Here is a 14,807-nt window from a genome sequence, read left to right as displayed (position 1 = left end):
AAAATTTGGCGATAGCTCGCCACCTTCATCGTCGAACAGGTTCGCGTAGATCGGTGCGTTGAAGGAGGGATCGTCGAGCTTGAGCGAGAGGTAGTCGCGGCCCTCCTCGGAGCGCTTCGACCAAGCCGCCCCGATCTCCGCCCGGCCCACGTAGATGCGGTGGCTCGGCGCGTTGTCGCTGGAGCGGTTGGTTTCGGCGACGATGCGGACGCCCTTGGTCTGAAGGCTCAGGGTGACGATCTCGCCGTGAAACTCGTTACCGACCTTTTTGAAGGAACCGATGTTAGCCATGTCACTTCTCCTATTGTGTTTCGAGCCCGCGACCACCGCGGCCTCGATGGCGATCTGGAAGCCGAGGACGATCGGCGACGCACCCGCGGTCTGCGGGCCGGAGCGCAGCGGAGGACGCCGTTGAAGCGACTTTCTTGCCTCGCGAGGAATGGGCGAAGCCCAGGGGAAGAAAGTCGCAGCAACGGCGTTGCGGCTCAGACGATCGAGGCGCAGCCGGTCTTCGGCCAGATCAAGCCATCAAAGAGGCCACGTGAGTCCGCGTGCTGAACCGCAATCTTAAGGAGAAGACTTGGCTGATATCGGTTGTGCTGAACAGAGGTCGGTACAGTTTGGCGCAGAAAGAGAAACAATCTGCCGCAAAGGGCGGTATCGTCCGGGAAGGAATGATCGAGCGCGGCGCGCCGCTCCACCGCAGCTATGTGGGCCAGACAGAGATCGGTACGTCTTGCTTAAAGCTTTCCGAGGAGAAGCGCGGCTACCTCTCTTTCAAGCTCGAGCCCCCTCGTTCAACGTGGCGCCCCGTGCGATCTTGCCCAACCGATGGCGTCGAAGCGTCATCACTCATGCGTGGCGGCTGTGAGAACTGGTTGAGGCATATTCTCCGCCACCCCGGCCGACTCCGACGGGCGGGTCCCCGCGAACACGATCAAGCGCGTCCATGCCGTGCCGCCGATGCAAACCGCACCTCCGCAAGCGAAGGCCTCGCGCCAAGCTAGCGAAGGCACCCCGATCTGCGATAAGGCAAACACCAGATGATAGCCGGCGATTGCCGCGGGGACGGCGAACGCGGTTGCGATCGCGATGCGCAAGATCAAGGACCGACTAACGGCAACGGCGACCTGACCAGCGGCAAGTGTCAGCGCACCAGAAGCAATTCCGATCAGCAGCGCGCCGACGACGCCGGCGCCATCGCGAAATGCCAACATCCCGACACTGAGTGCGACGAAAAACGGCAGGGGATACACAGCGAGCGCAAAGATCGCCCAGCAGAACAAGCCAATGCCGAGTGTATTGAGAACAAGCCCAAGCGCGAGCATGGTGGTGGCTCCATGTGCATAGATGTACCGGTCGCGCCTTTCCACCACCACCACGGCGCGGATTCGGACGTAAAATCGAAACGAGGCGGAGTTGCGGCGTGCAACTCCGGCCTAGTTGTCTCGAGGTCAAGCACGACGGCGCTCACGCGCCGCCGAACCTCCACACCGGGATGCCGAGCCGCTTCGCCTTGTCAGCGAGATTGTCCTGAATTCCCGTGCCCGGGAAATGCATGACGCCGATCGGCAGGAGTTCGAGCATGGCGTCGTTGCGCTTGAACGGCGCCGCCTTGGCGTGCTTCGTCCAATCGGGCTTGAAGGCGATCTGTGGCACCTTGCGATTGGTCGCCCATTTCGCAGCCATCAGTTCAGCGCCTTTCGGGGAGCCGCCATGGAGGAGGACCATGTCGGGATGCTTGGCATGAACCTTGTCGAGCCGATCCCAGATCAGATGATGGTCGTTGAAATCGAGCCCGCCGGTGAGTGCGATCTTCGGCCCCGGCGGCAACATGACCTCAGTCTCGGCGCGGCGTTTTGCTGCGATGAAGTCACGGGAGTCGATCATTGCCGCGGTGAGCGTTCGGTGATTGACCAATGATCCCGACCGAGGACGCCAGGCCGAGCCGGTGTGGACCTCAAATCGCTCGATGGCCTGATCCCGGAACAGCTCCAGGCAATTGCGACGCTCGATCAGTGAGATGCCTTCGGCCGTCAGGCGCTCGAGTTCGACCGATCGCACTTCCGAGCCGTTCTGCTCGCGCTGGCTCTTATGCTGCGCTTGTTCGTTGTCATCGAGTTGGCGTTCGACGCGGTCGACGGCTCGATGGAACAGGTTGACGGTCGACCAAAGCAGGTCGTCAAGGTCCGGTTCAAGCCGCGTGTCGCTCACGGTCGCGACCAGGGCATCAAAGATGTCCGCTATGGCGCCGGCGATCATCTTGCCCTCGGGGAGCGGTCTTGGATCGGGCTGGTCGTCGAAGGGACGATAGCCGAAGAGCTGTAGTTCGGTGAGGACGTGGTCCGTTGGAGACGAGGCGTGCTGCGGTTCGATGTCGTCATGGTCGGTCATGGGAAGAGGTCCTTTGCCGGATGGGCCGCGACCTTCGCGGCCTTCGTGGCGATCCTCTGACGGCGGGCGGAACGGACCAGAACCCGACAGGGCCGAAGCGACAGCGGAGGATGGCGGAGGCCGGCTATTTTGCTTCGCGATGCAAAGCGCGCCGATTTGATGGCTATTGTGTCTTCTCGTCGCCGGCGCGCGGCGGAAAATAGCCGGACGCAGCCATTGCCGGCCCGGGCCGCTTGCCGTCCGATCGCCCTCTAGAAGGCCGAGGTCGCGTCCTCTTCGGTATTGGCCTCGCCTATGACCGGCCTATCAACATTGATCGAACACCGGGAGCTATTCCGCGGCCACCGTCGACGAATGCAGGAAGCGAACGACGTCCTCTGGCGCAAGCTGAAACCGCAGGGCTGCTCGGAGGGCATCGACACCGAAGACCTGCAGATCTTCGTTGAAATCGCCCAGCCGGGGCGACAGCGCGATCGCCTCAATGCCGGCGTCTGCTGCGCGCTGGGTTAGAACCGCGTGCACCGTGTCGCCAGCGGCATCGGCATCGAGGGCGATGTAAAGGCGACGCAGGCCAGTCGGGAGCAACATGGCCGAGAGGTGATTGGCCGAAAGCGCAGCCGCCATCGGCATCGTCGGCAGCATGTAGCGTAGCGAAAGCATGGTTTCGATACCCTCGCCGGCAGCGAGCACGTCGTCCACCACACCGAACCGAACGGCGTTGCCGAGCAGGTCGCCCATCGCGCGTCGTGGTGTATCGATCGGAGCCTTGCCGAGCCGAACCCGATCAAAGCCATCCGGATCGAGCCAGGTGCGGTGCACGCCGGTGATCCGTCCATCGAGATCCGTGACGCAGGCAATCATCGCCGGCCAGATCTCGATCGGCAGATGGTCGTCCGGCCGATAGTAGCAGCGTGGGTGGAAGCGCAGACTGCCACCATGGTGGATGCGGGCTATTCCGCGACGCTGTAAGCACCTCTCGGCTACCGTCCCTTCAACCGGGCTGGACATCGCAAAGAGCCGACGAGCCGCCTCTTGTGATCCGGTCGGCGCTGGCGAACGAACCGGTTTCGGGATCGGTTGCTGCTCAGAACGAGGAAGCTTGAGAAAGCGCCTCGCCTCCTCGGCGACCTCACGAAAGTCTCGCAACGCCAGACTTTCGCGAATGATGTCAAGGAGGTCGCCATGCTCACCAGTTGCGGCATCGGTCCACTTGCCCGCCGGCCCCTTCGGCGATTCCTGGAGCCGCACGAACAGTGAGCGGCCCGCGGTGTTGTGCACGTCGCCGACCACCCAGTACCGCCCCGCCCGCTTGCCATTGGAGAGATAGTGTCGGCACACCGCCTCCGCTTCGCGCGCGAGGCGGCCAGCCAGTTCGGAAGCATCGCGGGACATCACACTGCCTCCCGCTGAGCGATGCGCACAAGCGGATAGGCGTCGAGCACCCTCGACAGGATCTCGACGCCGCTTGCGTCCGACGGCACGAACATGCGCAGCTTCCAGGAGATGATCTCTCCGAAGAGGCCGTAGGCCCGCAAGCGATCGCGCATCGTGTCGTTGAAGCCGGACAATTCGATGCGATGTGTGCCCATCACCCGGACGCGGCGAAGCTGGAGCCCCTCCGCAAGCTCAAGGACGGTCCGCCCCTCCATGAGCGCGGCAAAGGCAGCGTCCGGCGTCAACGCCGGCGCGCCAGCCGCAAGGACATTCGCGACCCAGGTACCCGAGACCTTGCGGCCGACGATCCGCTCGCCCGAATCGGTCTGCAGCCGATAGACCCGGGTCGAATCGTTCGGCAGCCGCTTCCAGATGGGCAACAGCAAGCCGGCCACGACGTGGATCGTGCTTTCCGTGAACTCGGGCACTTCGGCAAGCTCCGCCAGCCAGTCTGTGGCGAAGCGTTCACGCTCTGCTTGGACCCAATGACTCTCTGCCATCATGTTCAAGGAAACGTTGTGCTGCTCCATCGGCCGGATCAGGCGGACGCGCCTCTCGATTTCGCCGTCATCGAGCATGACGCTCGCCGCCGGGACTTGCACGGCGGCCCGTCCAGAGCGCTCATTGACCAACAGGACGGAATGGCAATCGGAGACACGAGCAAGAGCATCATCCAGGCTCACTGGATGATTACGCTGGCGCTGGGTGATCGTGAGAAGCCGGGTCTCGGCGCCGGTGCCGGGATGGTCGTAGATCGTGCGCCGGTCAGTGACGACAAAGATTTCGGCACAAAGCGTTTCCAACCCGGCGTCATAGGTGCCCGAGGCGACTGCGCCCTCGATCCGAGCGGTCAAGAGCTGTTCGAAAGCCGTGAAGAGGATGTTTTGCAGGTCGATCGTGAGCGCCAGCAACCTGTTCAGGAAAGTCGTGATTGGCGGCAGGTCATCCCTGAGCCCATTGGCATCGGTCAGCTTCAGGCCGGTCGCATCCTCGAACCTCTCAAGCGAGCAGCCCTCGACCTTGCCGCGTGCCAGCAACGTGTAGAATTGGCGCAACGCGTCGCGGCCGTACTGGCTTTCCAGATTGTCCTCCGGCCGGAACAGCCCCTGCCCTCCGGTCTGGCGCTGGCCGCGCGTGATGGCTCCCAACGTATCGAGCCGGCGGGCGATGGTGCTGAGAAAGCGCTTTTCGGCCTTCACGTCGGTCGCAATGGGACGGAACAGCGGCGGCTGCGCTTGGTTGGTCCGGTTCGTGCGACCCAGCCCCTGGATCGCGGCGTCGGCCTTCCAACCGGGCTCGAGCAGATAGTGGACCCGCAGGCGGCGATTCCGCGCCGACAGCTCGGCATGGTAGCTCCTCCCTGTACCGCCCGCGTCGGAGAACACGAGGATCCGCTTGACGTCGTCCATGAAGGCGGACGTCTCGGCGAGGTTGGCCGAACCGGCCCGGTTTTCGACGACCAGCCGGGCGCCCTTGCGAACGATGCGGCGCGAGCGGCCGGTCACCTCGGCGACCATGTCGGTACCGAAGCGCTGGACGACCTGATCCAGCGCTCCCGGTACCGGCCGCAGCGAGGCGAGCTTCTCGATGAGGCGGTCGCGGCGAGCGACGGCGTCCCGGCTCTCGACTGGTTGGCCGTCGCGATAGACAGGCCGGGAGCAGAGATTGCCTTCCTGGTCGGTGAAGGGCTCGTAGAGCTGGACCGGAAAGGAATGGGCGAGATAGTCGAGAACGTACTCGCGTGGGGTGATGTCGACCCGGACGTCGCTCCACTCCTCGGTCGGGATCTCGGCGAGCCGGCGCTCCACTAGCGCTTCGCCGGTCGAGACGATCTGGACGACAGCGGCGTGGCCGGCGTCGAGATCACGCTCGATCGAGCGGATCAGCGACGGCGTCTTCATTGAGGTCAGGAGGTGGCCAAAGAAGCGCTGCTTGGCGCTCTCGAAAGCGGATCGCGCGGCCGATTTGGCCTGGCCATTCAGCGTGCCGGTCTCGCCGGTGATGTTGGCGGCCCGCATCGCGGCATCGAGATTGTTATGAATAATGCCGAACGCGCCGGCATAGGCGTCGTAGATGCGAACCTGCTCTGGCGTGAGCTGGTGCTCGACGAGCTCGTACGCGACGCCATCGTAAGAGAGCGAGCGGGCCGCGTAGAGACCGAGCGCCTTGAGGTCGCGCGCCAGCACCTCTATCGCCGCTACGCCGCCCTCCTCGATCGCCTCGACAAACTCGGCGCGGGTGCCGAACGGGAAATCGTCGCCGCCCCACAAGCCCAGCCGCTGGGCGTAGGCGAGATTGTGGACCGTCGTGGCGCCGGTTGCCGAGACGTAGACGACGCGGGCATGCGCCAACGCGTGCTGGAGCCTGAGCCCCGCACGCCCCTGCTGGGAGGCCGCCTGGTCGCCGCGCTCGCCCTTCTGGCCTGCCGCGTTCTGCATCGCGTGGCTCTCGTCGAAGACGATCACTCCGTCGAAGTCGGAGCCCAACCATTCGACGATCTGCCGCACGCGCGAAAGCTTCTCGCCGCGCTCGTCGGTGCGCAGCGTAGCGTAGGTGGCAAATAGGACGCCTTCCGCGAGCCGGATCGGTGTGCCCTGCCGGAAACGTGACAGCGGCGTCACGAGCAGCCGCTCCATGCCGAGCGCGGACCAATCGCGCTGCGCGTCTTCGATCAGCTTGTCGGATTTGCTGATCCAGACGGCACGGCGCCGACCCTTCAGCCAGTTATCGAGCAGGATGCCGGCGACCTGCCGCCCCTTGCCCGCGCCGGTGCCATCGCCCAAAAACCAGCCGCGGCGAAAGCGGACGGCATTCTCTGCGTCGTCGCACGCGGCCGCCACCACGTCAAAGGTCGCATCGACCGTCCAGCATCCCGCAAGAAACTCGGAATGGGCCTCGCCGGCATAGATGACGCTCTCGAGCTGAGCGTCCGACAGGATGCCATCCGCCACGACATTGGCTGGCAGATGTGGCCGGTAAGACGGCTTCGGCGGCGCGATCGAGGCCATGGCGGCGGACTGCACGAGTTTGGTCGGATGCGCATGCGCGCCTGGAATGCGGATCGCCTGCAGCGAGTATTCCTCATAAAGCGCGTCGGTCAGTCGAGCGCCTTCCGGAGGTGTCCAGTCGACCGTCTCATAGGCGAGTTCGACGCCCTCTAGCGCTGCAGGGCTCGGAGTAGACGATGGGCGTGGCGCAGAGGCGCCGATGGATCGTGATATCGCAGGGCGCCTGATGACGTCGACCACCACCGGCGCGACAACAGGCAGCCTCGGAGGCACATGCTGAGTCGCCCAATCAAGCAAGGTGGCGACATCGCTCGCCATGCCCGGTGAAGCGGGAAAGACTTTCGGATCTGCGGCGGGCAACTTGTCGATCACAAGCAGCTTTGTGTCGGTCTGCGTTCCGTGTTTCGCGTAGACCGCGCCGTCGATGGCGGCAGAAAATACCACCCGCCCGCGCTGCTGGAGGCGAACGAAGGCGTCTCGCCATGCCGGATTGTCCGGCGCGAGGCTTGCGCCGGTGATGGCGACCAGACGCCCGCCATCGCAAAGACGTGCCAAGGATGAGGCGATGTGCCGGAGCGCCGCATCCGCCATTCGTCGATCGACGTTCGCCAATGCCGAGAACGGCGGGTTCATCAAGACGACGCTCGGTACAACGCCCGCATCGAGGTGATCATCGATCTGGGCGGCGTCGAACCGGGTGACCTTAAGGTTGGGAGACAGTTGGTCGAGTAACGCTGCGCGGGTCTCGGCCAGCTCGTTCAACACTAAGGTGCCGCCGGCGAGCTCGGCAAAGATGGCGAGCAAGCCGGTCCCCGCAGAGGGCTCCAAAACCCGGTCGGAGGGCGTGATGCCGGCCGCGGTGCATGCGGCAAGCCCAAGCGGGATCGGTGTCGAGAATTGTTGAAGGGCTTGGCTGTCCTCGGAGCGCCGCGTGTGGGTCGGCAGACAGTTCGCGATTTTCGCGAGCATCGGCAGCATCGCTGCCGTTGAGCCAGCCTTGGTCCGAATAGCCGGCCCAAACTTGCGAAGGAATAGAACGGTCGCCGCCTCGCAGACATCATAGGCGGTCTTCCAGTTCCAGGCGGCAGTGGCGTCGGACGCGCCGAAGGCAGCTTCCATGGAGCCACGCAGGACAGCGGCATCGATGCGACGGCCGCGCTCGAGATCAATCACGAGCTGTCGCGCGGCTCTGACGGCGGCGGAGGTGAGAGTAGCAGCGGCGCGCATTGAGAGCGGCGCGGCGGCAGCGCCGCCGGCGAGAGATTCGGTCATGACAGGGTTCTTTCGGAGAGCAGGAACGGGTCGAACCATCAGGCGCTCTCCTTAAGACCCGACGGCTCAAACCCTTCCCGGCCCGGCTCTCCCTCTCAGCCCTCGGCCATAAGAATGGGGACCGGCGCGAGACACCGGTCCCCACGCGATCGCCGGACGGCCGGAGCCGTCCCTTCTACGATGTCACTCAGCCGCGTCGAGCTGTTGCGGATCATCCTCGCCCGCGTTCTCCTGATCCTCTTCATTGGCGAGGAATTCGGGCAGCGGGTCCGTTTCACTCTCCTGCTCCACTGACGCTGCATTGGGATCGACCAGACGCAGCGGCTCTGGCAACCATCCCGAACCATCGAGAAGACGCTCAGCGTCCTTGGCCATGTCGGCCTTCTTCAGGTGGTCGATCAGTTGCGCGGAGGATTCGCCTCTTGCTTCCCGCACCGCCTCCAGAATGCGAGGCTTGGTGACCCGGCCGAGATAGTTGTCGACGGAGGGCTTCCACCCCGCTTGAACCATGTCGAGGCCGACGGCACGTGCCAGCACATCGGCTTGGTCGAGCCGGGTGCGGACGCCGTGGGCGGAGACGCGGCCCTGATTGTAGCGGTTGGCCGGTTCACAGACGGCGTTGACCGCAAACGACGCACAGTGAGCGAACAGGGATGCCTGTCCGGCGCCATCGAGAGCCGTGAGCGAATCCCAAAGATCGTTCTCGCTGTTGGGCAATCGTGCCTTCCACGACTCATGCCGCGCCTCAACGGCCTTCGCGGACGCGCTTTCCCTCAAGCCAGGCGCTTGAGCCGGAAAGGTCGGCGTGCGAAGTCCGATCTCAAGGCAGCTTCCGGAGGACGCGAACCGGTAAAAGGCCGTCAGCACGAAGTTGTGCAGCACCGCCTGGAATGCAATCGCAGGATTTTCTGCCAGCGCATCCCGCAACGCCAGCGTACGATGCGCCGTCAACTCGGTGATCAGCCGATCCGGCAGAGGTTTCGTCGCGTCCTCATCATTTTCTTCGAGATCAGCAGCGCCACACGCGACCGCGATGACCGTGCGCTGAACGGAAGCACCAGCCGCCTTCCCCTCGATCGACTGTGTATCGGCGCCCTGCCCGACATCAGGATCGGCTGCCGGCACGTCGTCCTCCGGCCGGACGTATCCCCGGTCCACCGAGAGGCGCCCTTCGGAATCGATGCTGACGAAGACGCCGGCACGGACAATCTCGGCCGAATCATAGATCATCGATCGGTCTTCGAACGCGACCAGTGCTGCCTCGATTTCTCCGAGACGCTGGTCGATCTCGTCGGGCAGCTCGTCGGCATCCTGATAGTCGGATTCAAGCTTGGCCTGCTCGGCGTTGAGGGCGTCGAGGGCGGCCTGCTCCTCCGGCGAAAGATCGAGAGGTTTGCCCTCGATTTCGCGCAGACCCCCCGTGTGGCCGTAGGGGAATTCGACGGCGAGCGAAATCCACTTCCAGCCCTCCGCAGCAATCGCCTCCGCCTCGGCTTTGAGCTCCTCGGTGACAAGGCGGTCGAGCAAAGCAACATCCTGAAGCCAGCCGCCATCATCGTGTTCGAACAGATCCCGCAAAACCCCGCCGCCGGCCTGCTCGTAAGCATCCAGCCCAATGAACTGAACGCGGCGATCGGACGCGCACGGTATTTTCCGTGAGCATGCGCCGGATCTGATAGGGCTCGTCATAGCCGGATCGGCTGATGCTCTCCCAGACCTGCTCCTGCCTGGCGTGGTCGGCGGTAACAGAGAAGGCCATGAGTTGCTCGAGAGTCATGCCGTCCTCAGCATAGACGTCGTGGAGCTTTGGCGACACGGACGCCAGCCGAAGTCGTTGCTTCACGGCGGCCGGTGTCACGAAGTGACGGGCCGCGATATCCTCGTCGGACATACCGGCGCCACTCAAGGTCTGGAAGGCTCGGAACTGATCGAGCGGATGAAGCCCTACTCGCTCGTCATTTTCTGCAAGCGAGTCGTCTTCAGCAATGCCGCCCTCGCGCAAGACACAAGGAACGGCTTGCGTCTTCGCCATGCGCTTCTGCTTGACGAGAAGCTCCAGCGCGCGGTAGCGCCGGCCGCCGGCCGGCACCTCGAACATACCGGTCTCATTGCCTTCGGCGTCCACGACCGCCCGCACGTTGAGACTTTGCAGCAGCGTCCGCTGCGCGATGCTTTCTGCGAGTTGCTCGATGCAAATGCCCGCCTTCACATGCCGGACGTTGGACTGGCTGAGGACCAGTTTGTTGAACGGGATGTCACGTGAGGGCGACAGCGTGATCTTTTGGACAGCCTTCGTCATATCGATTCTCCTCGACGGGCGGCCGGGAGCCTCTCTCTCGGCCTCCAACCCGTCAGGAAAAATCGCCGCTACCCTCTCACTCTCTTTTTCGAGACGGCTGGCGGGGTTCACGCTGCGTCCCGCTCCGCTCTCTCGGTCGTCGCATCGAAAACGCGCTCCGGCAAGAATCCAAGGAGATAGTCCGCAACCTTGCTGGCCTGCGAAGCAGCTCGCATAATCGCGCGATTGTCCTCTCGCAGCACTTCGAGCCACGAGCCGATATAGTCGGCGTGCCGCACCGTGGGCACGATACCGAGCGACGCGCAACCGAACGCAGACGAGATCTCCGCAACCAACTCCTCAAACGCGTACTTCCTGGTACCGTAGCTGCCCGACAAGTCGCGGTTGAGACGTGATGGATGACCGCTGGCATGCGCCAATTCATGCAGGGCCGTTCGATGCCAATTGATCGGCTCGAAGTAGGCTTGCGGAGGCGGCACCTGCACATAATCTTCCGTCGGCGCATAGAAGGCGCGGTTGCCGCCGATGCGGAAGTCGATGCCGGTTGCCCTGATCAGGCCTTCGACCTGCGGCTCGATGAGTCCTGGCGGCGGAGGCGGCGCCGTTGTTGCGATCTCCGGAGGCAAGCCGCCGCATTGATCGCTGTTGAAGACGGTAAAGCGCTTGAGGAAAGGAACAGCTTGCGCCTCCTCGCCGGTCTCATGTGCGCGGCGCTTTTCATCGACCGGCACAAAGCGGTCGGCGTAGACCACGGTCGTGCCGCGCTCGCCCTTGTGGACGTGACCACCGAGCGAGAGCGCCTGACGGAAGGTAAGCCAATTCTGCCCTGTAAATCCGTGCTCGGTCGCGGCACCCCAGAGGATTAGAACGTTGATGCCGCTGTATTGGCGGCCGGTCGCCACGCTTCTCGGCATGGCCAAAGACGCCTTCGCAGCCGCGGTGCCCCAAGGCTGCACCCAGGGCACCCGGCCAGCCTGCAGCTCGGCGATGATCTTGCTGGTAATTTCGTCATAGAGGCTTGTCCGGTCCTCACCGGTGCGTGCTGGATATTGTCTGGACATCGCGGGTCTCCGCGACGGGCGCCGCGAGCCTCTCTCGCAGCCTGTAACCCGTCACGGCAAAACCGCGCGACACTCTTACTCTCAGCCTCTAATTGAGAGAATGCGGCAGCGGCGAAGCGGCCCGCCTTCCGTCCGGTTCTTCATGAGACTTGGCCTTGAGGTGCCTAGGGCCGTAGGCCCGCCCAGGCGTGCGCCAGGGGCGCATCGCCTCGACGGAAAATGGCACCCGGAGAGCGTGAGCATAGCGACCCGAAGGGGCACGCGGGTCCGAGTGCAGCGACGAGACCGGTTCAATAGCGGCACCCGGGAACGGGGCAGTGATAGCGGTCGCCGCAGGCGAGCCCCTTTTCCGAGTGCCCCCGGCGAGGAGCTCCGCATCCGCTTGCGCGAGGGATCGAAGCCGAATGGCCGAGACGCAAAGCGGCTCGGTTCAGAGCCCGGTGCGGCGACAGCCGCACGCGCTCTGGCCGACCAACTCCGCCAAAACTTGAATCAGTGGACCTAGATTTCCTCACGCGCATTCGTCTGCGCGTCATAGATCCTGATCTGAAGCATGGGAAAACGCTTCTTTAGTTCTTCGCCACCGGCCCTGGCGCCGTCTCTGGTTGTAAATTCAGCTTTGAGCCGGCCGTCCACTTCAAGCGCATAACCAGAGGCCGGTAATTCATGGGTGGCTGCAACCATTTCATTCCCATTCCGCAGTGAGGCAATTGAGAATGATGGGTAGCGTGAGTCGCCCAAACGGCGCCAGAGCCACTTGCCCAAGTATGGTGACAGGCCAACGCGCGCTGTGGATTGGCGCCTCGCAGGGATCGATCAAGGATGGGCATTTGCATCATCCGAACAGGCGGACGGCTTTCCACTTGCGCGGATGCATGCACGATAGAGCCACGGCTCCACGTAGCTGCCCTTCCACAGTCCCTGGCCGGCACGCTCAGCCTCGCGCTGAGCTTCGTGATACCTGCCCTTCGAGTATTGTTGCCAGTCCAACGCAAGGCCGCTGTGTACAAGCCATTCACTAAGATCCCTGCCTGCGACCGAGCAGGTCGCAACCGTGCGGCCATACGGGTCGAGGCTGACTGGAACGCAATTGACGGGACGGCGGGCAATGAAGGCATCAAGTTCGTTCGCGGCCTGCGCACCACACCGATATTGTAAGCTGTCTTTGCCGCGGCACAGCTGGCTGCTCTCCGGTGCATCGATGCCCCAAAGCCGGATGCGCACTCCATGCATTTCCAGCGTGTCGCCGTCGATCACGCTGGCCTGTCCGACAAACTGATCGGCCAGCGCCGCGCTCGACAGAATGGCGAGAATCAATGCGACAGCAGAATGGCGAGAATCAATGCGACGGAGGTTCGACGCATTTCAAAGACCTTGTAACTACCGCAAATCTCGCGGATTGGATTTCGGCCAATTCTCAAGTGGCTTCGGTGCCGGCAGGTTCTCTGGCCGCCGAGAAAATGAAACTCCGCGCCGCGCAGCCAGCGTCCCTCGAAGCGAGCGCAGAACAGAATCACGTCCATCTGCCAAGTGAATTCACAAATCTTCCAGACGCCGTCATTCTTTATAACTTCGCCGGTCGCGTTGAATGGCAGGCTGTTCAGCCAGCAAATCGCGTAAATTTCGTCCTGCCGCGCCCTTTGGGATGAAGCTACCAGACCTGGCGCTGAAAGTCGTCATGCGCGACGCGGACAAGGAAGACAAGATTGCTGCGCGGCTGGTTTTGCACAGGGCGGCGGAACAGGTGGAAAAGCACCTGCCCCGACGATTTGGAATCCCTGCTCTGTGTTAGCAGCCGGAACGAATCGAGGGCCGCAAGGATTCGTCGTTCGCGGAGGAGCGATCTTGATGCTGATGACCAAGGAGCGGCGGCGGCGTTCTGCCGACAATGCCCTGAAGATCCTTTGGCATCTCGTAGAGATCGACCACGCCGGACAGAATGCGGTCTGCCAGCGTTTCGTCTCCACCGACCATCTCGAAGGCTTCTTCGTGACAAACTTCGAAGCAGGGATAATCAATCGGAGAAAAACCTTCGAAGGTCGCAACGTCGCTGATTTGCTCGACCAGCTTTGTGAGAAAGACGGCGAACGGGTTGTCCTCGTCATCGCCCAAGGAATGCGATGGGCCTTCACTGAAATCGTCGTCGCCAAAGCACATCCCGAAAATGTCATGTGCATCGATGGATCGCGATTCCGCGGCGATCTTCTCCTCGGAATACATGAAATTGGGTGGCGGGAGGTGCGGCATCTCCTTCTCGAGGACACGTGCGGCCTGGCATGCTTCTTCAAGCTTTGTGAGCCGCCGCCGCCGCTCGCGCAGGCTCATCTCAGCCGCCCAGCAGAACAACAGCGGTGCAAGTTCCATCACCTGCCAGGGCCGGACGAAGTACCGTTCGGAGATCAGGTAGAGGAAGTTGTTCGCATTCTTGCTGACGCCGAACCCGGATGGCCGCGTCCTCCTCACAGGCTCGCTGTGGCCGCTTTCCGGTGTGACGGCCTCGAGCGTCAGTTGGGCCGGCTCTGCGCCCAATGCGTGGGCGAGTCGCTTGATCGTGTTTTCGCGCGGATTTTCTGGTTCACCCCGCTCAATGCGGGAAATCGTCTGTTTGTTGACCTTCGCCATTTCGGCGAGGCGCTCTTGAGACCAGCCTTTGCGCCGGCGCAACGTCTTGAGAATTATTGGGTTCACCCGTGCCATAGGCTAAACTCCTTATCTGGCCCTACTATCCCTAGAATACCTACTTAATAAATAGACATTTTTGATGCTTTTCCGTTGGTGGACCTTTACTGGTTGACATATGGCGTAGGCATTCTCCACGATAATGCCTAGCTAGTTCTGATCAGGTCTGTCGGACGCCCTTAAAGGGTCGGCACTCATTGAACGGGAGCCACATGCGCGTCTCGCCCATCCAGCGAACTTCATGCGTCGCTTGCCGCAGGCACTCGGGGAGGCCGCGGCAACCTGGAATCGGATTGCGCACGTCTTAAAGACGGGAGCTGGAACTCAAACCACATGCCTGATGAAATCGATCGTTATGGCCCGTTGGGCTTCTATCACTTGGCCGAGGATTTTTGCCGAGCAGCCGTGCATTCTGCCAGCCTTGAGAACTCCAAGCCGCGGCTGCATTACAATCTGGTGCTCTACCATCTCCATACGCATTCGATTGAGTTGACACTTAAGGCCTTCCTGCGCGCCAAAGGGATCGACGTGAAGGAACTCAAGAACAAATTCTCGCACGGGATGATGGGGCTGATGGCGGCGGCCACCCGAAAAGGCTCTGGACTCCTCGCTGCCTGCGACGCTTTGCTTCGGCCCGACATACTAGCATTACAGTTGCGT

The 14,807-nt window shown here is 62.7% G+C and carries 11 protein-coding genes and 1 pseudogene; 2 read left to right on the top strand and 10 right to left on the bottom strand.

The genetic code is table 11. The features are described 5' to 3' along the window. The 9 genes and pseudogenes from FXV83_RS40405 to FXV83_RS40350 all read right to left on the bottom strand — a co-directional run. Positions 1–291 (bottom strand): DUF736 domain-containing protein (locus FXV83_RS40405; RefSeq protein WP_148745606.1); only part of this gene is annotated, 291 nt, incomplete at its 3' end. Between the two features lie 557 nt (positions 292–848). After that, positions 849–1,328, bottom strand: coding sequence for a hypothetical protein (locus tag FXV83_RS40390; RefSeq protein WP_148745604.1), 480 nt, complete (start codon positions 1,326–1,328; stop codon positions 849–851). 142 nt (positions 1,329–1,470) lie between these two features. Beyond that, entirely contained in the window at positions 1,471–2,394 is a 924-nt protein-coding gene (locus tag FXV83_RS40385) for a DUF2493 domain-containing protein (protein WP_148745603.1), read from the bottom strand. 330 nt (positions 2,395–2,724) lie between these two features. After that, entirely contained in the window at positions 2,725–3,786 is a 1,062-nt protein-coding gene (locus FXV83_RS40380; protein WP_148745602.1) for a DUF7146 domain-containing protein, read from the bottom strand. Further along, positions 3,786–8,108, bottom strand: coding sequence for a strawberry notch-like NTP hydrolase domain-containing protein (locus FXV83_RS40375; protein WP_187436511.1), 4,323 nt, complete (start codon positions 8,106–8,108; stop codon positions 3,786–3,788). Before FXV83_RS40375 ends, FXV83_RS40380 begins: the two co-directional genes overlap by 1 nt. A 183-nt stretch (positions 8,109–8,291) precedes the next feature. Further along, positions 8,292–10,407: pseudogene (locus FXV83_RS43415) on the bottom strand (ParB/RepB/Spo0J family partition protein). Positions 10,408–10,514: 107 nt separating this feature from the next. Continuing rightward, positions 10,515–11,468, bottom strand: coding sequence for an ArdC family protein (locus FXV83_RS40360; protein WP_148745599.1), 954 nt, complete (start codon positions 11,466–11,468; stop codon positions 10,515–10,517). Positions 11,469–11,969: 501 nt separating this feature from the next. Further along, a complete protein-coding gene (locus tag FXV83_RS40355; RefSeq protein WP_148745598.1) occupies positions 11,970–12,152 on the bottom strand; it encodes a hypothetical protein in 183 nt (60 codons plus the stop codon). Between the two features lie 132 nt (positions 12,153–12,284). Then, complete coding sequence (locus FXV83_RS40350) at positions 12,285–12,785, bottom strand: thermonuclease family protein (protein ID WP_235940591.1); 501 nt, start codon at positions 12,783–12,785, stop codon at positions 12,285–12,287. Between FXV83_RS40350 and FXV83_RS40345 the strand changes: the two genes are divergently transcribed. Beyond that, on the top strand, positions 12,785–13,117 hold the full coding sequence (locus FXV83_RS40345) for a hypothetical protein (protein ID WP_148745596.1): 333 nt from the start codon (positions 12,785–12,787) through the stop codon (positions 13,115–13,117). The two genes, FXV83_RS40350 and FXV83_RS40345, sit on opposite strands and share 1 nt — an antisense overlap. Positions 13,118–13,256: 139 nt before the next feature. Here FXV83_RS40345 and FXV83_RS40340 read toward each other — a convergent pair whose 3' ends face one another. After that, positions 13,257–14,165: a helix-turn-helix domain-containing protein gene (locus FXV83_RS40340; RefSeq protein WP_187436510.1), complete on the bottom strand. Its 909-nt coding sequence runs from the start codon at positions 14,163–14,165 to the stop codon at positions 13,257–13,259. Positions 14,166–14,480: 315 nt separating this feature from the next. Between FXV83_RS40340 and FXV83_RS40335 the strand changes: the two genes are divergently transcribed. Beyond that, positions 14,481–14,807 (top strand): HEPN domain-containing protein (locus FXV83_RS40335; RefSeq protein WP_148745595.1); only part of this gene is annotated, 327 nt, incomplete at its 3' end.

This window comes from Bradyrhizobium hipponense (assembly GCF_008123965.1).
Classification (GTDB): domain Bacteria; phylum Pseudomonadota; class Alphaproteobacteria; order Rhizobiales; family Xanthobacteraceae; genus Bradyrhizobium; species Bradyrhizobium hipponense.
This window is presented reverse-complemented; position numbering and strand designations above follow the sequence as displayed.

Excerpts from the sequence above, each read along its gene's own strand:
- FXV83_RS40390 (WP_148745604.1), bottom strand. The coding sequence starts at position 1,328 with ATGCTCGCGCTTGGGCTTGTTCTCAATACACTCGGCATTGGCTTGTTC.
- FXV83_RS40385 (WP_148745603.1), bottom strand. The coding sequence starts at position 2,394 with ATGACCGACCATGACGACATCGAACCGCAGCACGCCTCGTCTCCAACG.
- FXV83_RS40380 (WP_148745602.1), bottom strand. The coding sequence starts at position 3,786 with ATGTCCCGCGATGCTTCCGAACTGGCTGGCCGCCTCGCGCGCGAAGCG.
- FXV83_RS40375 (WP_187436511.1), bottom strand. The coding sequence starts at position 8,108 with ATGACCGAATCTCTCGCCGGCGGCGCTGCCGCCGCGCCGCTCTCAATG.
- FXV83_RS40360 (WP_148745599.1), bottom strand. The coding sequence starts at position 11,468 with ATGTCCAGACAATATCCAGCACGCACCGGTGAGGACCGGACAAGCCTC.
- FXV83_RS40355 (WP_148745598.1), bottom strand. The coding sequence starts at position 12,152 with ATGGTTGCAGCCACCCATGAATTACCGGCCTCTGGTTATGCGCTTGAA.
- FXV83_RS40345 (WP_148745596.1), top strand. The coding sequence starts at position 12,785 with ATGCGACAGCAGAATGGCGAGAATCAATGCGACGGAGGTTCGACGCAT.
- FXV83_RS40340 (WP_187436510.1), bottom strand. The coding sequence starts at position 14,165 with ATGGCACGGGTGAACCCAATAATTCTCAAGACGTTGCGCCGGCGCAAA.